An 18,515-nucleotide genomic window follows, 5' to 3' on the forward strand; every position below is an offset into this window, starting at 1 on the left:
AGACTGCCGCCGTCCACTGCTCTGTACAAAAAGGCTGAGGGTTGTTGGGTGGTACGCAGGTCACGTCTCGCTGACCCGGCCATCGACTGATCATCGCCGCACACATGAATTTAGCTCAAGGGCATACACGGGGCTGCGAACCAGAGCGTTCGGGCCGCCGGTACTGGAGAAAGAAAGCATGAGCAACTGGTTAGTAGACAAACTGATCCCTTCGATCATGCGTTCCGAGGTCAAGAAGAGCTCGGTGCCTGAAGGTCTTTGGCACAAGTGCCCGTCTTGCGAGGCTGTGTTGTATCGTCCGGAGCTGGAAAAGACCCTGGACGTTTGCCCCAAGTGCAATCACCACATGCGTATCGGCGCACGCGCCCGTATCGACATTTTCCTCGACGCCGAAGGCCGTGCCGAACTGGGGGCGGACCTGGAACCGGTTGACCGACTGAAGTTCCGTGATGGCAAGAAGTACAAGGATCGCCTGACTGCTGCGCAAAAGCAGACTGGCGAAAAAGATGCGCTGATCTCCATGAGCGGCACCTTGCTGGGTATGCCTGTGGTGGTTTCGGCGTTCGAATTCTCCTTCATGGGTGGTTCGATGGGCGCCATCGTCGGCGAGCGCTTTGTGCGCGCTGCCAACTACGCGCTGGAAAACCGCTGCCCGATGATCTGCTTCTCCGCCTCCGGTGGTGCGCGGATGCAGGAAGCGCTGATCTCCTTGATGCAAATGGCCAAGACCTCCGCGGTGCTGGCGCGTCTGCGTGAAGAAGGCATTCCGTTCATCTCCGTGCTGACCGACCCGGTCTACGGCGGTGTTTCGGCCAGTCTGGCGATGCTCGGCGACGTCATCGTCGGTGAGCCGAAAGCGCTGATCGGCTTTGCCGGCCCACGCGTGATCGAGCAGACCGTGCGCGAAAAACTGCCGGAAGGCTTCCAGCGCAGCGAGTTCCTGCTGGAGCACGGCGCCATCGATATGATCATTCACCGTCAGGAGCTGCGTCCGCGCCTGGGCAACCTGTTGGCACAGATGATGGGCCTGCCGACGCCCAAGTTCGTCGCAACCCCCATCGAGCCAATCGTAGTTCCGCCGGTGCCAGCCAACGTATGACCCAACGTACCCTTGGCGAGTGGCTCGCCTACCTCGAGCAGTTGCATCCCTCGGCCATCGACATGGGCCTTGAGCGCTCGAAACAGGTAGCGTCCCGCATGGGGCTGGGCAAGCCGGCGCCTCGGGTGATCACGGTCACCGGCACCAACGGCAAGGGTTCGACCTGTGCGTTCGTGGCCTCTTTGCTGCGGGCCCAGGGCCTGAAAGTCGGTGTCTACAACTCTCCGCACCTGCTTCGTTACAACGAGCGGGTGCAGGTCAATGGCGTTGAAGCCACTGACGCCGAACTGTGCGAAGCCTTCGCGGCGGTCGAGGCGGGGCGCGGCGACACTTCCCTGACCTATTTCGAGATGGGCACCCTGGCGGCGTTTTGGCTGTTCCAGCGCTCCGGGCTCGATGCCGTGGTGCTGGAGGTGGGGCTGGGCGGACGTCTGGACACGGTCAATGTGGTGGACGCCGACATGGCACTGGTCACCAGTATCGGGGTCGATCACGCGGATTATCTCGGTGATACCCGTGAGTCCGTGGCCTTCGAGAAGGCCGGTATCTTCCGCCAGGGCGCGCCCGCGCTCTGTGGCGACCTGAATCCTCCACAGCCCCTGCTGGATAAAGCGCGAGAGCTTAAATGCCCGTTTTTCCTGCGCGGGCGCGATTTCGATCTCGGTATCATCGATCACGACTGGCAATGGCGAGGTCTGGACGCTCAGGGGCGCGTGGTCGAGCTGCATGATCTGCCGTTGCTTGATCTGCCGATGGAAAACGCCGCGCTGGCGTTACAGGCTTATCTGTTGCTCGGGCTGCCGTGGGTGGCTGCGCAGATTATTCAGGCGCTGCAGGCGACGCGGGTGGTCGGTCGTCTCGATCGTCGGTCGTTCGATTGGCAGGGCAAACGTCTTAACCTGTTGCTGGATGTGGGGCATAACCCCCATGCAGCGGAGTATTTGGCCCGGCGTCTGGCCAGTCGGCCACTGGCTGGCAAGCGTCTGGCGGTGTTCGGGTTGCTGGCGGACAAGGATCTGGATGGCGTCATTGCTGAGTTGAGTGCTAGTGTCGAGCACTGGGCTGTCGCGCCACTGGATTCGCCTCGGGCGCGGCCAGTGGCCGATTTGCGCGAAGCGCTGCATAAGCGCGGCGCTTCAGTAACGTCCTATGACAGCGTGGCCGCCGCCCTGGAAGGGCAGTGTGCGCTGGCGACGAGCGACGATGAAATTCTGTTGTTCGGATCATTTTATTGTGTCGCCGAGGCCCTTGAGTGGTTGGCTCGGCGCTCCACGGAGGAAGCGGCAAATGGCATTGCTGGATAAGGCTTACAAACAGCGCATGGTCGGCGCCCTGGTTCTGGTCGCGCTGGCCGTGATTTTCCTTCCAATGCTGTTTTCCCGTCAGGATGAGCAGCGCCAGGTGACTGTCGAGGCACCGACTGCGCCGCAAGCGCCGGCGATGGCACAAGTGCAGGTTGAACCGGTGGTCGTGCCTGAGCCCCAGGCTTTGCCGCAGGAGCCGGTGCCCAGCGACGATGAGATTGCCCAGGAAGCCAAGCCAACGCCACCTGTCGCGCCGAAAGTACCCGCCTTGCCGGTTCCGGCCGTAAAACCGGTCGCTCCTGCTCCGGCGCTGGCCGCCAAGCCTGCGACCGCACCTGCCCAGCCAATCACGGCCGCTCCGGGCAAGCCGGACACCACGCAAAGCCGTGTCGACGCCAATGGCCTGTCGATCAGCTGGTCGGTGCAACTGGCCAGCCTGGCTAATCGCGAAAGTGCGGAAAAGCTGCAGAAAACCCTGCGCAGCCAAGGCTACAACGCCTATATCCGTTCCACCGATGGCAAAAATCGGGTGTTTGTCGGTCCGCTGATCGAGCGTGCCGAGGCCGATCGCCTGCGCGATTTGTTGAACCGCCAGCAAAACCTCAAGGGTTTTGTGGTGCGTTTTCAGCCTGAGCGCGGCTAAATCTATCGCCTCGATTTGAAATGCACTGACAATCGCAGCTTACCGATAAGCATGGGCTCTGCTAAAATGCGCCGCCTTATCCGTCTGTAGGCTGCACTGTGCCATTTACCTGGGTTGACTGGGCGATCGTTGCAATCATCGCCATCTCCGCATTGATCAGTCTGAGCCGCGGCTTCGTCAAAGAAGCGCTGTCGCTGGTGACCTGGATCATCGCAGGAGTCGTTGCCTGGATGTTCGGTGGCGCATTGTCCGAGTACCTCGCCGGATACATCGAAACGCCGTCGGCCCGTGTGATCACGGGCTGTGCCATCATGTTTGTCGCCACGTTAATCGTAGGCGCAATGATCAATTATCTTATCGGCGAGTTGGTACGCGTCACCGGGCTTTCCGGGACCGATCGATTCCTCGGCATGGCCTTCGGTGCCGCGCGTGGCGTGTTGCTGGTGGTCGTGGCGGTCGGGCTGTTGAGCCTGGGGCCGGTACAGCAGGACGGGTGGTGGGAAGAGTCCCAACTCGTGCCAAAGTTTTTATTGGTCGCAGACTGGTCCAAAAACCTGATTCTCGGGTGGAGCAGTCAGTGGCTTGCCAGCGGTATCAGCGTACCCGCTGAAATACCGTTCAAGGAGCACCTCTTGCCGACGGCGAAAACGCCTCAGTGAGTTGTGTTCAGTTCAGATCCATTAAGTAGGGGTTGCGTCGCATGTGTGGCATCGTCGGTATCGTCGGTAAGTCGAACGTCAATCAGGCGCTGTATGACGCGCTAACCGTCCTCCAGCACCGCGGCCAGGACGCTGCCGGTATCGTGACCAGCCATGAAGGCCGGTTATTCCTGCGCAAGGACAACGGTCTGGTGCGTGACGTGTTTCATCAGCGTCACATGCAGCGTCTGGTCGGTCACATGGGCATTGGCCATGTGCGCTACCCGACTGCGGGCAGCTCGACCTCGGCCGAAGCTCAGCCGTTTTACGTCAACTCGCCTTATGGCATCACCTTGGCGCACAACGGCAACCTGACCAACGTTGAACAGCTGGCCAAGGAGATTTACGAATCTGACCTTCGCCACGTCAACACCAGTTCCGATTCGGAAGTACTGCTCAACGTGTTCGCGCACGAACTGGCCCAGCGCGGCAAGTTGCAGCCAACCGAAGAAGACGTATTCGCCGCCGTGACTGACGTGCACAACCGTTGCGTCGGTGGTTACGCCGTCGTGGCGATGGTGACCGGCTATGGCATCGTCGGTTTCCGCGACCCGCACGGCATCCGTCCGATCGTGTTCGGCCAGCGTCACACTGACGAAGGCGTCGAATACATGATCGCCTCCGAAAGCGTTTCCCTGGACGTACTCGGTTTCACCCTGATTCGCGACCTGGCACCGGGCGAAGCGGTCTACATCACTGAAGACGGCAAGCTGCACACCCGTCAGTGCGCGACCAACCCGTCCCTGACCCCGTGCATCTTCGAACACGTCTACCTGGCTCGTCCGGACTCGATCATCGACGGCGTGTCGGTCTACAAGGCCCGTCTGCGCATGGGCGAGAAGCTCGCCGAGAAGATTCTTCGTGAGCGTCCCGAGCACGACATCGACGTGGTCATCCCGATCCCGGACACCAGTCGCACGGCTGCTCTGGAGCTGGCGAACCACCTGGGCGTGAAGTTCCGCGAAGGCTTCGTGAAGAACCGTTATATCGGCCGCACCTTCATCATGCCGGGCCAGGCCGCGCGAAAAAAATCCGTACGGCAGAAACTCAACGCCATCGAGCTGGAATTCCGCGGCAAGAACGTGATGCTGGTGGATGACTCCATCGTGCGCGGCACCACTTGCAAGCAGATCATCCAGATGGCGCGCGAAGCGGGTGCCAAGAATGTCTACTTCTGCTCCGCAGCGCCGGCCGTGCGTTTCCCGAACGTCTACGGCATCGATATGCCGAGCGCCCACGAACTGATCGCCCACAACCGTTCGACCCAGGACGTGGCTGATCTGATCGGTGCCGATTGGCTGATCTATCAGGACCTGCCTGATTTGATCGAAGCGGTCGGCGGCGGCAAGATCAAGATCGAGAAGTTCGATTGTGCAGTCTTCGACGGCCAGTACGTGACCGGCGACGTCGACGAGGCCTACCTGAACAAGATCGAGCAGGCACGTAACGATGCCTCCAAGGTCAAGACCCAGGCGGTCAGTGCGATCATCGATCTGTATAACAACTGAATCATTACCGGCCCCTAGGGGCCGGTTTTGTATCTACCAACGAATTCTTATTTTTCAAGAACGGGGCAAGGAGTGACAGCATGAGTCAGGATTGGGATGCCGGTCGGTTGGACAGCGACCTCGAAGGCGTAGCGTTCGATACCCTGGCCGTACGTGCAGGTCAGCACCGTACGCCGGAAGGCGAACACGGTGATCCGATGTTCTTCACTTCCAGCTACGTATTCCGCACTGCCGCCGACGCGGCCGCACGTTTTGCCGGGGAGGTGCCGGGCAACGTTTATTCGCGCTACACCAACCCGACCGTTCGCGCTTTCGAAGAGCGCATTGCCGCGCTGGAAGGCGCCGAGCAGGCTGTGGCCACCGCGACCGGCATGGCCGCGATCATGGCGGTGGTGATGAGCCTGTGCAGTGCTGGCGATCACGTGCTGGTATCGCGCAGCGTGTTTGGCTCGACCATCAGTCTGTTCGAAAAATACTTCAAGCGCTTCGGCGTCGAAGTCGATTACGTCCCCCTGGCGGATTTGTCCGGCTGGGATTCGGCAATCAAGGCCAATACCAAATTGCTGTTTGTCGAGTCGCCGTCCAACCCGCTGGCCGAGCTGGTGGATATTGCCGAGCTGGCGAAAATCGCTCACGCCAAAGGCGCGATGCTGGTGGTCGACAACTGCTTCTGCACCCCGGCGTTGCAACAGCCGTTGAAATTGGGGGCGGACGTCGTCGTTCACTCGGCAACCAAGTTCATCGACGGCCAGGGTCGTTGCATGGGCGGTGTCGTGGCCGGTCGCAGTGAACAGATGAAAGAAGTGGTCGGTTTCCTGCGTACCGCCGGGCCGACCCTCAGCCCGTTCAACGCCTGGATCTTCCTCAAGGGCCTGGAAACCCTGAATCTGCGGATGAAGGCGCATTGCGCCAACGCCCAGCAACTGGCCGAGTGGCTGGAGCAGCAGGACGGCGTCGAAAAAGTCCATTACGCCGGGCTCAAGAGCCATCCGCAGCACGAGTTGGCCCAGCGTCAGCAGAAGGGCTTCGGTGCGGTGGTGAGTTTCGAGGTCAAGGGTGGCAAAGAGGGCGCCTGGCGTTTTATCGACGCGACCCGCCTGATTTCGATCACCGCCAACCTGGGCGACAGCAAAACCACCATCACCCACCCGAGTACCACCTCTCACGGGCGTCTGGCGCCCCAAGAGCGTGAAGCTGCGGGCATTCGTGACAGCCTGATCCGCGTTGCGGTGGGGCTGGAAGACGTGGCTGACCTGCAAGCCGACCTGGCGCGCGGGTTGGCTGCCTTGTGATCGAAATGTCCACGCCAGCCGGCTCCAATGGCCGCGTTGCACTGGTTACCGGTGCCGCGCGGGGCATCGGCCTGGGGATTGCCGCCTGGCTGATCAGCGAAGGCTGGCAAGTCGTGCTGACGGATGTGGATCGGGTGCGCGGTTCGAAAGTGGCGAAGGTCCTTGGCGAAAACGCCTGGTTCATCGCCATGGACGTGTCGAACGAAGGGCAGGTGGCGCTGGGTGTCGCCGAGGTGTTGGGGCAGTTTGGGCGTCTGGATGCGTTGGTGTGCAATGCGGCGGTAGCCGATCCGCATAACATCACCCTGGAAAGTCTCGACCTGGCGTACTGGAATCGGGTATTGGCGGTGAATCTCAGTGGGCCGATGTTGTTGGCCAAGCACTGTGCGCCTTACTTGCGCGCTCACAGCGGGGCGATCGTCAATCTGGCCTCGACCCGCGCCGGGCAATCGGAACCCGATACTGAGGCTTACGCAGCGAGCAAGGGCGGTTTGCTGGCCTTGACTCATGCGTTGGCGATCAGCCTTGGCCCGGAGATTCGCGTCAATGCGGTCAGCCCCGGCTGGATCGATGCGCGAGATCCTTCGGTGCGACGCGCCGAGCCGCTGACCGATGCCGATCATGCGCAGCATCCGGCCGGCCGGGTAGGGACGGTCGAGGACGTGGCGGCGATGGTCGCGTGGCTGTTGTCGAAGAACGCCGGTTTCGTGACAGGCCAGGAGTTCGTGGTCGACGGCGGCATGACCAAGAAGATGGTTTACGAGTAGCAGCTGCAGGTCTCAGGCTTCAAGCTGCCAGTTAAGGCTGCCTGAGTCAGTCCTGCTTACGTAGCTCCGCTCTACTCTTGCAGCTTGAAACTCGTCGCTAAAAGCTGTTTTTGAAAAAAAACTTCAATCCTGCTATTGACTTAGGTTCGCTACCTGCGTAAATTTCGCGGCCTCGGAGATGCAAACGGGTGATTAGCTCAGCTGGGAGAGCGTCTGCCTTACAAGCAGAATGTCGGCGGTTCGATCCCGTCATCACCCACCACTCCCGAGAGTCTTGCGAAAGCAAGATGGAAGCTGAAATGCCTCCACCGACGCGCAGCGGTAGTTCAGTCGGTTAGAATACCGGCCTGTCACGCCGGGGGTCGCGGGTTCGAGTCCCGTCCGCTGCGCCATATTTTCCGAGTCAGATTCATCTGGTTCGAGATTGAAAAGCTACTGAGTTTTCAATCAGACGAGTTACCTGGACGCAAGTCCACAGCGATACGCAGCGGTAGTTCAGTCGGTTAGAATACCGGCCTGTCACGCCGGGGGTCGCGGGTTCGAGTCCCGTCCGCTGCGCCATATCTGCTCCGAGGCCCACTGAACGCCTTGGAGCTACGAAGAAAGCCAACTGCGCTACTTCGAGTCGATAGCAAAGACCCTGGTCGAAAGACCGGGGTTTTTTGTGTCTGAAATTTGACCTTTCTCCTGTTTCCCTCCTGGCTGCAACCCTATATCCAGTGCACATCCCTGTAGGAGCGAGCCTGCTCACGAAGGCGTCGGCACATTCAAAATTTACATTGGCTGGAAAGACGCTTTCGCGAGCGGGCTCGCTCCTGCTGGGAGAGTAGATGTCAGTTCGGCCGGTGGTCTGCTGTGGTGCAAAGCCGCAGTTTTTTGATTCTTTGGTCAGTTTTTTGTATCTGGTTATTTGCCGCGAGCGCATAAGCCTATAAACTTAACCTTTTGGTCAGCTTTGCACTGCCGCTACAGCCCTTTGCAGCGTCAAGGAAGGGCTTCTGCAAGACTCGAGATTTCCAGTACATAACCAGAAGGGCGGACCCCATAACCGCCCAGAGGATGATCCATGTCCAACCGTGAAATATCCCGGCGTTCGTTCCTTCAGGGCGGGCTGGTAGCGGGTGTGAGCGTGACGCTTACACCGCTCAGCAGTCAGGCGCTGGCCGCCTTGATGGAAAACAGCGTGACCGTGCCATCCGAGCAATGGCTCGGCAACAACGGCAAGGCGCGTGCCCGTAACGATGCCTTGTCCAAGGTCTGCGGCAGCAAGGTTTTTGCCCGTGATATCCGTTCCAGGGACATGCCGGGCTGGCCGCAACAACAAGGCCACGCGATGCTGCTGAAAACCGTCAAGGCTGATCGCATTTACGACGGTTACGACCTGTCATGGCTCGGTGCCGACCTGCAGCCGGACCGCATCGTCACCGCCGAGGATTTGGTCAAGGACGGCATCGTCTTCCCGGAAGAACACGCCCCCGATCCATTGTTGCCGGCCGGCAAGGTGCCGATGTTCATTGGTCACCCGGTGGCGATCCTGATCTGGAATGACTTCGAGCGTTTCCGCCAGGCCAAGGCCAAACTCAAGTTCAATGACAAGGCGATTCGGTACGGGGCCCAAGTGCCGTACTACGAAGGCGATCCCTATGGCAGCTTCCGCTATGTGCGGGTGGGCGGCGCAACCTCGGCGGACGAAGACGAATTCGCCAGCCTCAAGGATTCGATCCTGTTCCCGATGCTGCGCAATCGCCGTCCGGTGTGGAATTCCCAACCGAACCTGCACGGTAACCTGACTGAGCGCGGCTTGTTCTACGCCGAGCGCATGAAGCAACAGCTCGAGACGCCGCCAGACAACTGGCTGGTGTTCGACGAGCGTTACAAGACCCCGTCGATCGAACCGGCGGCGATGGAGCCGGACAACGGCAACGGCTGGTATGACCCGGCGACCAAGACCCTGCATTTCGTGGTGGCGACCCAGTGCCCGCTGGAAGCTGCAACCGAGACCGCGAAGATGATCGCGCCGTCGCGTTTCGGCCTGGCGAACCTGAACATGCACCCGGGCTACACCGTTGGCTACGGCTCGAAAGACCACAACATTTTCGTTTATTACGCCGCCTTGGCAGCGCTGTACGGCGCCGGTGTACCGGTGCGTCTGGCCAACGATCGCTACGAGCAGTTCCAGAGCGGCATCAAGCGTCACCCGTTCGACATTCGCTATCAGCTGGCGGTCGACAAGAATGATCACAGCTTCAAGATTTTCCGCGCCGACATGAGCGTCGACGGTGGCGGACGGGTCAACTACAGCCCTTCGGTGGCGGTGGTGGGGGCCACGGCGGCGCAATCGATCTACTACATGCCGCAGAACGATTTGCAGGTCACGGCCTATCATTCCCGCGCCGTTGAAGCCGGGTCGATGCGTGGCTATGGCACCCTGCAGAGCATGGCGTCGACCGAGATGATGGTCGACGAAATCGCCGGTCGCCTGGGCGTCGATGCCATCGACCTGCGCAAGAAAAACGCCCTGCGTTCGGGCATGAAAAACACCCAGGGCGCAGTGCCGGCAGGGGCGTTGCGCCTGCACGAGATTCTCGACAAGGCGGCGGTTCACGAGGTCTGGAAAAACCGCGACGCGATCAAGAAGCAGCGCGAGGCGGCTGATCCGGATCACTGGTATGGCATCGGGTTCGCCATTTGCCAGAAAGACTTCGGCACCGGCTCCGAAGCGCCGATGGCCGGCATCGAATTCACTGCCGAAGGCCGCATCACCCTGCGCCACATCGGCATCGAAATCGGTACCGGCATGTCGACTTCGCAAGCGATGGTCGTGGCCGATTTCCTCGGTAACCCGGCGCACGAAGTAAAGACCGGCGAAACCGAATGGAAAGAGATGCAGCTGACCACCGGCGGCAACCCTTACATCATGAGTCAGGCCGAGCAGGACAACTTCCTGCGCAATCCGCGCTGGGTCGGCAAAATCGCTTCGGCCTCGTCGGCGACCAACTCCGCCTACTACTTCAGCCACGCCACCCGTGAAGCGGCGCGCGTGCTGTTCAATCACGGTTTGTGGCCGGCGGCACTGGAGATCTGGCGTCAGGGCCCTTATGGCGGCCAGGCCAACCCGTATGTGGTGCGCCGCGAGGACGCTCACTGGGTCGACGGCAAACTGACCGCCAACGGCATGGAGCCGTTGCCTTTCGAAGTGCTGGCCAAGCGTGCTCACGAGCGTGGTCTGGTGACGGCTGCCACGGTGCACGGCTTCAACCGCTGGAGCTGGGCCGAGGCCGAGTTCAGCATCGATGGCGTGCGTGAGCGCTTGCCGCTCGATGGCCTGGCGGTCAAGTACGGCGACGGTGCACCGAAGGCGAAGCTGGCGCAAATGAACAGCGCCGGTTTCCATTTGCTGGATCGGCAGAACATCGCCTACCCGGCGACCCAGTTGAACAACGCAGCCGTGACCTACTACAGCCCTGTCGCCACACTGGTCGAGTTGAAAGTGAACAAGGGTTCGGCGCAAGTCGAAGTGCTCAACCACCACTCGTGGGTCGAGTGCGGTCGGGTGCTGGTGCCCGAGCTGGTCAAGGGTCAGATCGAAGGCGGCATCGCCATGGGCATCGGCCATGCGCTGATGGAAGAAATGCCTCTGTACGAAGGCGGACCGGGGGAGGGTGACTGGAACTTCAACCGTTACCGCTTGCCAATGGCGCGCCACGTGGCGGTGTGGAAACAGACTGCGGAAATCCTGCCGCCTCTGTCGCCGAGCGACCCGTCCAAGGGCATCGCCGAGGTGGTGATGATCCCGGTGGTCGGTGCCATCGGCAACGGTGTGGCCCACGCCATCGGCAAGCGCGTACGCGACCTGCCTATCACTTCTGCACGCATCAAGGAGGCCCTCAATGGCTAACCGTCCGCTTCAACTGACCCTCAACGGTCAATCCGTCGGCCCGGTGGACATCCCTGATGACCTGCCGATGATCGACTACCTGCACGAATACAAGAACCTTACCGGCTCGCGCCTGGGTTGCGGCCAGGGCATTTGCCATGCCTGTGTGGTCATCGTCGACAACCCTGACGGCACCAGCGAAGAAGTGCGCACCTGCATCACTGGCGCGCATTATTTCGAAGGCAAGAAAGTACGGACCATCGAAGGTCACGCGACCCGCGACGAGCAGGGCAAGGTCACCGAGCTGAATCCGATCCAGCAGCGTTTCGTCGACGAGTTCGCCTTCCAGTGCAGCTACTGCGCGCCCGGTTTCGTCAACGCGGCGACCGTGCTGGTGGAAAAGCTGCAGCGCCAGCCCATCGTCAAAAGCCAATTGGAAAAGGTCATCGAGGACAGCCTTGGCCACCACATCTGCCGCTGCACCGGGTACGTGCGCTACTACAGCGCCACGCGCAACGTGCTGACCGATCTCGGCCTGGTCAAGGAGGGTTAAGCATGAAGCACCTACTTACCCGCCTGGCGCTGGCGGTCGGCCTGGCTGCGCCGGTGTTTTTGGTTCATGCCGATGAGCAGGTTAAACGCGGCGAATACCTCGCCCGCGCCGCCGACTGCATGGCCTGTCACACCGCGCCGGGTGGCGCGCCGTTCGCGGGCGGTCTGCCGATCGTTTCGCCGTTCGGCACCATCTATGGCACCAACATTACCCCGAGCAAAGAGCACGGTATCGGCCTGTACAGCGATGACGAATTCTTCGCCGCGTTGACGGAAGGCAAGCGCCGCGACGGCGCGAACCTGTACCCGGCGATGCCGTACACCTCGTATCACTTGATGCCGCGCGAGGACTCCGACGCGATTCATGCGTACCTGAAGACTGTCGAGCCCATCGAGCGCGCCGCGCCGGTAACCCACCTGAGCTTTCCGTTTAACGTCCGCCTGGGCCTGACGGGCTGGAACATGCTCTACGGCAAAGATGTGAAGCTGGCGCCGGCTGAAGGCAAGAGCGAAGCCTGGAAGCGCGGCCAGTACATGGTCGACGTGCTGGGGCACTGCGGCGAATGCCATACCCCACGCGGCTTGCCTGGTGCGATGCAACAGGACAAGCGCATGACCGGCGGTCTACTCAATGGCTATCTCGCGCCGAGCCTGCTGGCCACTGACCTGGCGGCTCGGGGGTGGAGTCATCAGGACCTGAGCTCGTTCCTCAAACACGGCATGAGCGCCCAGGGCACGATGTTCAACGAGATGTTCCCGGTGTTCCACAACAGCACTCAAGGCCTCAATGACCCGGACCTGGCAGCCATGGCGACCTTCCTGCTCGGCGATCAACCACCGGCGGCAAAAGTGCTGACCGATGTGCCAGTGGAGCAATTGACTGCGAGTGCCCAGCGCGGGCGTCAGGAATATTTGAATGTTTGTGCCGGTTGCCATGCGGTGGGTGGTGAAGGTAAACCGCACATCGCCGTGGCCATGCGCGGCAACACAACGCTGCGCCTGGAAGATCCGCGCAACCTGGTGCGGGTGATCGACGATGGTATCGGCGAACAGAAATTTACCGGGTTCGAACACATGCAACCGATGCCGGGTTTTGCCCAAAAGCTCAGTCACGAGCAGCTCACCGATCTGCTGAACTACCTGCGTCAGGGCTGGGGCGGGCAATCGGGTGACCTGGCGGTAAACGACGTGCAGAAGCTGCGGGCAGAAGCTTCGCCGCTCGAGCACAAGGCGCACTGACATGCAGCATCTCGACCTGCAAGTGGTGCGCCGGGCTCTGGAGTGGTCGGCGGCCGGTCAGCGCGTCTGGCTGTGCACCGTGCTCGCCACCTACGGCTCGGCGCCCCGAGCGCCGGGCTCGCTGCTGGCGGTGAATGCCGAAGGGCTGTGGATCGGATCGCTGTCCGGCGGCTGCGTAGAGGAGGACTTCCTTGAGCGCGTCGCCGAGGGCGCCTTTGAGCAAGCGGTCAGCGTCGTTCGCTACGGTGAAGGCGATGACCCGCGCTCGCGGGTGAGCCTGCCCTGTGGCGGCGTGCTCGATGTGCTGGTGGAGAAGTTCGAGCCCGGTTGCGAGGAGCAGGCGCATTTGCGGGCGTTGGAGGCGGCGCTGTTGGGTCGACGCCGGTTGATCCGCGAAGTCGATCTGGCCAGCGGCGCGCGCAGTCTGTTCGATGATCGCGAGCAGGGCGTGCGGGTCGAGCGTGAGATCGACCGGGTCCGACTGCGCATCGGCGCGGCTCAGCGTTTGTTGCTGGCCGGGTATTCCAGCGTGGCGCACGCCTGCGCGGAGTTTGCCGTGGGCCTGGGCTTTGAAGTGATCCTCTGTGATCCGCGCGACGAGGTGCTGGAAGGCGTGGTGCTGGAGGGCGTGGAGATCCGTCGCCAATTGCCCTCGGTGTTCATCGCCGATGGCGGCTGCCATAGCGATACGGCGGTGGTGGCACTGACCCACGATCCGCGCATCGATGACCTGGCAATGATGGAAGCGGTGCGCACCGAGGCGTTTTACATCGGTGTGATGGGGTCGGTGCAGACATCGCAAAAGCGCTTCGAACGGCTGCGGCGCATTGGCGGGCTGGGTGATGTCGAACTGGCGCGGATTCATGCGCCGATCGGTCTGAACCTGGGCAGCAAGACGCCGGCGGAAATTGCGCTGGCCGTGCTGGCAGATATCTTGCGGATTCGCAGTGGAATTGCACGGGATCGACTTTGAAGCGCTGTCAAAAGAAAGGGCCGCATCAAGCGGCCCTTTTCATATCTGGCGGTCAGTACCCGAACTTGTCCCGCAATCCGTAATACCAGGCGCCCAATGCCGCAAAGGGTGTGCGCAGCAATTGGCCGCCAGGGAATGGGTAGTGCGGCAGGTCGGCAAAGGCGTCGAAACGCTCCGCCTGACCGCGCAATGCCTCGGCCAGCACCTTGCCCGCCAGGTGCGTATAGGTCACGCCATGGCCGCTGCAACCCTGGGAATAATAGATGTTGTCGCCCAACCGTCCGACCTGAGGCAGGCGGGACAGGGTCAGCAGGAAATTGCCGGTCCAGGCGTAATCGATCTTCACGTCCTTGAGTTGCGGGAAGGCCTTGAGCATTTTTGGCCGAATGATCGCTTCAATGTTTGCCGGGTCGCGCGCGCCATACACCACGCCGCCGCCGAAAATCAGGCGCTTGTCACCGCTGAGACGGTAGTAATCGAGCAGGTAGTTGCAGTCCTCGACGCAGTAATCCTGGGGCAGCAGGCTTTTCGCCAATGCATCGCCCAAGGGTTCAGTCGTAATGACCTGTGTGCCGCACGGCATCGACTTGGCGGCCAGCTCGGGTACGAGATTGCCCAGGTAGGCGTTGCCCGCCACGATGATGAATTTGGCCCGGACCTTGCCCTGCAGTGTGTGCACCACCGGGTTCGTGCCGCGTTCGATGCGCACTGCCGGCGATTGCTCGTAGATCGTGCCGCCCAGCGACTCGACCGCAGCTGCTTCGCCCAGCGCCAGGTTAAGCGGATGGATGTGCCCGCCGCTCATGTCGAGCATGCCGCCGACGTACTGATCGCAGTCCACGACTTCACGAATACGCCGTTGATCCATCAACTCGAGCTGCGTGTGCCCGAAACGTTCCCACAAGCGCTTCTGGGATTCCAGGTGACCCATCTGCTTGGCGGTGATGGCAGCGAACACGCCACCGTCCTTCAAGTCGCACTGGATGTTGTACTTGGCCACTCGCTCACGAATGATCCGCCCACCTTCGAACGCCATTTGCCCCAGCAACTGAGCTTGCCTGGGGCCGACACTGCGCTCGATCACGTCGATATCGCGGCTGTAGCTGTTAACGATCTGGCCGCCGTTGCGTCCCGACGCGCCGAAACCCACCTTGGCCGCTTCAAGCACCGTTACCCGAAAGCCGTTCTCCAGCAGAAACAGAGCCGAGGACAACCCGGTATAACCGGCGCCGATCACACAGACATCAGTCTCAACGTCATCCTGCAAAGCCGGACGCGGTGGGGTCGCATTGGCCGATGCGGCGTAGTAGGACTCTGGGTAGGGGGTGTGCGCCATCCTGCAGCCTCTGTTTAATATATTTTACGAGTGTGTTGATCCTACCCGAGTTAAAAAACGACCGCCAGCCACCGGAAAATCTTCTTTGCAGCAGCAAAATTAAATATTTTGCATATTCATAGGGTTAGCTCGAAAAAAGGTGTTGACACCCCTCCGGAATTCCGTAGAATGCCGCCTCACAGCAGGCACGTAGCTCAGTTGGTTAGAGCACCACCTTGACATGGTGGGGGTCGTTGGTTCGAGTCCAATCGCGCCTACCAAACAAAATCCGCTCTGCTGGGCGGTCTAGAGGGGTCACCGGAAACGGTGACCCCTTTTTGCTTTCTGCCTTTGGGCAAACTTTGGGAATATTTTGGGCAAACGACCACCGGACTACACCTTCAGGTCGGCTTTGACCTTCATATAAACCACCGTGTCATCACCGTGCCCTGCCTGGTAGTGTTCGGTCATCTTCACGTCCGCGTGCCCCATCAAGCCCTGAATGTATTCCTGCTCGAAACCCTGCTGCTCGTACAGCCATGCACCGAGCGCGCGGATCTCGTGGAGGGTGGGGCGCTCGCCGGCCGGCATGTCGTCGTAGGCGTGTGAATCGTCCCGAGCTTAGCTGATGCCAGCACCGCAGTGATCGACAAGCTTGCCGAAATCCAAGACAAAACCCAGCCGCAAACCCGCAACAGCCAACAAACTGTTGTGACCGGCGGCCAGGATCAGACCGTTCTGACAGCCAAAAGCGAGGCCATGCAGAACACCCTGCTGCATCGTTGCGACTCCAGCATCAAGCTGGAAGACGCCGGTCGCGAGTTCCGCGGCATGCGCCTGGTCGACATGGCTCGCGAGTTCGTCGAGATGGCCGGCGGCAATGCTCGCGGCATGACCCCGCAGGAATTGGCGCGCGCTGCTCTTGGTTGCGATCGTCAGGCAGTCCGCGCTGCTGGCATGCACAGCCCCAGTGACTTCCCGCTGCTGTTGGGTAGCACCGTCAATCGCACTCTGCGTGACGCGTACACCAACGCTCCGCAGACCTGGCGCCCCCTGGGTCGTCAGACCACAGTGCCGGACTTCCGCGCTGTGACCCGCGCCGCTCTGGGCGACATCTCCGCGCTGGATCCAGTCAAGGAGCATGGCGAATACAAATACGGCACGCTGACCGAGGACGGCGCACCGATCAAGGTCGCCAAGTTCGGCAAGATCATCGCGATCACCTGGGAAACCATCGTGAACGACGACCTGGGAGCCTTGACCCGCATTCCGGCTGCATTGGGTAACGCGGCAGCTGCGACCGAGTCGAACGTCGTTTGGGCCCTGTTGCTCGGCAACCCGAACTTCACTGACGGGGCGTCGCTTTTCGACACTACACATGGCAGCGTCGCAGGCAGTGGCGGTGCAATCAACACCACTACTTGGAAGGTCCAGGACTGGCGCTACGGCAAGAAGCTCGCCGAACAGGCAGGCCTGCAAAAGGATGATCTAACCGCCATCAGCAATGCGGCGGCCGTACAGGTCCGTGCTGATCAGGACAAGCGCCTGGCGCTCGAGCTGCGTCTTGCGGCCAGCGACCAGCGACCAAACCCACTATGAGGCTTTGACCAATGCTCAAAAAGACCAAGCTCGCCTGCGCGATCGCCTTGCCACTTCTGATTTGCGGCTGTCAGTCCTTCTCGCCGAGGATTCAACCGGTGGCTGTTCAGTGCCAGCCAGTCCCGGCGCCGGCGGCGTGGTTCATGGAGGAGCGCGCGCCCGACTTGACTCAGCGCATGCTCAACGAATTATCGGAATCACCGGAGACGGCGACCAGGGATTGATTGCGCTGGCTGCGTGCCAGGCGTATGTGAGGGAAGTTTCGCGCTGAGGCTGAAGGGCTACAATCGACCCGACGCTGAAAGTGGCGAGAGGCAGAACTCGACCCACAGCTGCCGGTCGTAGCCGCCAGACATTTACCCAGCAAACTGTTAAGGGATTTATGTCCCGTTGATTCAATCCCACAACCGATAAGGTAAATCCTGCGCCTGTCTGGTCTGGATGCAGGTCTTGAGCACAGCGGTAGGAGAGGAACTGCCTTTCGCTGCCCAAGAGTAATCCGTGTATCACCATGCTATGATGTGATATTTATTATAGTTTTTTTATTTTATGGGTTTTAAAGAGTATATTTCATGTTGGATTCGAAAATCTCCGTTATTATTGCTGCATATAATGTAGAAAATTATATAGTCGAGACGATGGAGTCGCTCTTGGGACAAACTGTTCAACCATCGGAAATCGTGATTATTAACGATGGATCGACAGATGGAACGCTGGCGTTAATTAACTCAAAATATGGCCATGACAGCAGAATAAGAATCATCACCCAAGAAAATAAGGGTGTCGGCGGGGCCCGCATGGCGGGATTCAACGCCGCTACAGGGGACTATTTATTTTTTTGCGACCCGGATGATGTGGTCAGCCTCGATCTTTTTGAAGGCTTCAATAAAGCAGTAAATGAAAACAGCGATTTAGAACTTTATTACTTCTCGAAACGTTCTTTTGTTGATTCAAGTGGCGAGCGTAATTACTTTAGACGCGATACCGCACCTTCCCGCGAGGGTTGGTTCAGTAAGGGCGTGGAACTGTTCGAGGATCTGATCCTCAGTAATAAATACAAGGCCACGACGTGGCAGTACATTTTCAAAAAGACCATGACTGAACGCTTCGACGTGACTTTCAAGGGGCGTGCGCACGAGGATCAGTTGTTCAGCATGAACATCTATCTTCATAGCAAGCTCTGCTACGCAACGCAGGCCGACCGATATTTCCAAAGGGTGCGTCAAGGGTCGCTGACCAATAGCGTCAAAGACGAACACCATGTCCTGACAAGCTACGACGCTTACCGGGACACCCTAGCTGCGCTCAAGCCCCATCTTCATCTCTTCAACCGCAAGCGTCAGGTAGCAACGGCTTATATGAGGCGAGGTGTCACTTGGACGATCAAGGGGTGCATTCGAAACCGTGTGAGGTTACCACGCCGATTTTTTACGCTGACACGCAAAGATTCCCGCGAGTGTGGCGTGGGGTGCGAGGGCGGCATGCTATTGGCCCTGCCGGAATGGCATTTTCTCGCGAAGAAAGTTAGCTTCGAGTTGAAGATCCGTTTGCGTCGGGGCCGCCCCGGCGCTGTCTGACTGCGGGCTTATTCGTGAACACCTACGGATGAGTTTCGCTGCGCAACCGCAAGGTATCGCCTGTCGACTAAA

The 18,515-nt window shown here is 60.1% G+C and carries 14 protein-coding genes, 4 tRNA genes and 1 pseudogene; 17 read left to right on the forward strand and 2 right to left on the reverse strand.

Going from position 1 to position 18,515, the window contains the following annotated elements; genetic code table 11:
- Window positions 1-178: 178 nt before the first annotated feature.
- The 14 genes from accD (at window position 179) to ACX3YD_RS09250 (ending at window position 13,952) form a co-directional block, all read left to right on the forward strand.
- Window positions 179-1,099, forward strand: a complete 921-nt coding sequence (accD, locus tag ACX3YD_RS09185; RefSeq protein ID WP_047531234.1) for an acetyl-CoA carboxylase, carboxyltransferase subunit beta — start codon at window positions 179-181, stop codon at window positions 1,097-1,099.
- On the forward strand, window positions 1,096-2,403 hold the full coding sequence (gene folC / locus ACX3YD_RS09190) for a bifunctional tetrahydrofolate synthase/dihydrofolate synthase (protein ID WP_458959732.1): 1,308 nt from the start codon (window positions 1,096-1,098) through the stop codon (window positions 2,401-2,403). The genes accD and folC overlap by 4 nt, the downstream gene beginning before the upstream one ends.
- Complete coding sequence (locus ACX3YD_RS09195; protein ID WP_047531230.1) at window positions 2,387-3,046, forward strand: SPOR domain-containing protein; 660 nt, start codon at window positions 2,387-2,389, stop codon at window positions 3,044-3,046. Before folC ends, ACX3YD_RS09195 begins: the two co-directional genes overlap by 17 nt.
- Before the next feature lie 98 nt (window positions 3,047-3,144).
- Window positions 3,145-3,705 carry a CvpA family protein gene (locus ACX3YD_RS09200; RefSeq protein ID WP_458959733.1) on the forward strand — a complete coding sequence of 187 codons (561 nt, stop codon included), beginning with the start codon at window positions 3,145-3,147 and terminating at the stop codon, window positions 3,703-3,705.
- Window positions 3,706-3,746: 41 nt separating this feature from the next.
- The gene (gene purF, locus ACX3YD_RS09205; RefSeq protein ID WP_047531226.1) at window positions 3,747-5,252 is read left to right on the forward strand and encodes an amidophosphoribosyltransferase; all 1,506 of its coding nucleotides are present in this window, start codon (window positions 3,747-3,749) and stop codon (window positions 5,250-5,252) included.
- 80 nt (window positions 5,253-5,332) lie between these two features.
- Window positions 5,333-6,544 (forward strand): O-succinylhomoserine sulfhydrylase, encoded by a 1,212-nt coding sequence (locus ACX3YD_RS09210; RefSeq protein ID WP_458959734.1) that lies wholly within the window; start codon window positions 5,333-5,335, stop codon window positions 6,542-6,544.
- A gap of 5 nt (window positions 6,545-6,549) precedes the next feature.
- On the forward strand, window positions 6,550-7,311 hold the full coding sequence (locus ACX3YD_RS09215; RefSeq protein ID WP_161793936.1) for an SDR family oxidoreductase: 762 nt from the start codon (window positions 6,550-6,552) through the stop codon (window positions 7,309-7,311).
- Window positions 7,312-7,497: 186 nt separating this feature from the next.
- A tRNA-Val gene (locus ACX3YD_RS09220) sits at window positions 7,498-7,573 on the forward strand.
- A 53-nt stretch (window positions 7,574-7,626) separates the two neighbouring features.
- A tRNA-Asp gene (locus ACX3YD_RS09225) sits at window positions 7,627-7,703 on the forward strand.
- Between the two features lie 92 nt (window positions 7,704-7,795).
- Window positions 7,796-7,872 (forward strand) — tRNA-Asp (locus ACX3YD_RS09230).
- Between the two features lie 505 nt (window positions 7,873-8,377).
- Window positions 8,378-11,209: a xanthine dehydrogenase family protein molybdopterin-binding subunit gene (locus ACX3YD_RS09235; protein WP_458959735.1), complete on the forward strand. Its 2,832-nt coding sequence runs from the start codon at window positions 8,378-8,380 to the stop codon at window positions 11,207-11,209.
- The gene (locus ACX3YD_RS09240; RefSeq protein WP_007982256.1) at window positions 11,202-11,741 is read left to right on the forward strand and encodes a (2Fe-2S)-binding protein; all 540 of its coding nucleotides are present in this window, start codon (window positions 11,202-11,204) and stop codon (window positions 11,739-11,741) included. The genes ACX3YD_RS09235 and ACX3YD_RS09240 overlap by 8 nt, the downstream gene beginning before the upstream one ends.
- A gap of 2 nt (window positions 11,742-11,743) precedes the next feature.
- A complete protein-coding gene (locus tag ACX3YD_RS09245; RefSeq protein ID WP_458959736.1) occupies window positions 11,744-12,979 on the forward strand; it encodes a c-type cytochrome in 1,236 nt (411 codons plus the stop codon).
- 1 nt (window position 12,980) lies between these two features.
- Window positions 12,981-13,952, forward strand: a complete 972-nt coding sequence (locus ACX3YD_RS09250) for an XdhC family protein (RefSeq protein WP_458959737.1) — start codon at window positions 12,981-12,983, stop codon at window positions 13,950-13,952.
- Between the two features lie 52 nt (window positions 13,953-14,004).
- On the opposite strand, the gene ACX3YD_RS09255 is transcribed toward ACX3YD_RS09250, so the two are convergent.
- Window positions 14,005-15,288, reverse strand: coding sequence for an NAD(P)/FAD-dependent oxidoreductase (locus tag ACX3YD_RS09255; RefSeq protein WP_458959738.1), 1,284 nt, complete (start codon window positions 15,286-15,288; stop codon window positions 14,005-14,007).
- 183 nt (window positions 15,289-15,471) lie between these two features.
- Here ACX3YD_RS09255 and ACX3YD_RS09260 point away from each other — a divergent pair.
- Window positions 15,472-15,548 (forward strand) — tRNA-Val (locus tag ACX3YD_RS09260).
- A gap of 112 nt (window positions 15,549-15,660) precedes the next feature.
- Here ACX3YD_RS09260 and ACX3YD_RS09265 read toward each other — a convergent pair.
- On the reverse strand, window positions 15,661-15,858 hold the full coding sequence (locus ACX3YD_RS09265; protein ID WP_458959739.1) for a tyrosine-type recombinase/integrase: 198 nt from the start codon (window positions 15,856-15,858) through the stop codon (window positions 15,661-15,663).
- Window positions 15,859-16,224: 366 nt separating this feature from the next.
- On the opposite strand from ACX3YD_RS09265, the pseudogene ACX3YD_RS09270 reads away from it, so the two are divergent.
- Together ACX3YD_RS09270 and ACX3YD_RS09275 are read left to right on the forward strand one after the other, a co-directional pair.
- Window positions 16,225-17,137 (forward strand): annotated as a pseudogene (locus tag ACX3YD_RS09270) (phage major capsid protein).
- Between the two features lie 301 nt (window positions 17,138-17,438).
- Window positions 17,439-18,443, forward strand: coding sequence for a glycosyltransferase family 2 protein (locus tag ACX3YD_RS09275; protein ID WP_458959740.1), 1,005 nt, complete (start codon window positions 17,439-17,441; stop codon window positions 18,441-18,443).
- Window positions 18,444-18,515 lie beyond the last annotated feature (72 nt).

It is taken from the genome of Pseudomonas fluorescens group sp. PF-1, from assembly GCF_054481335.1.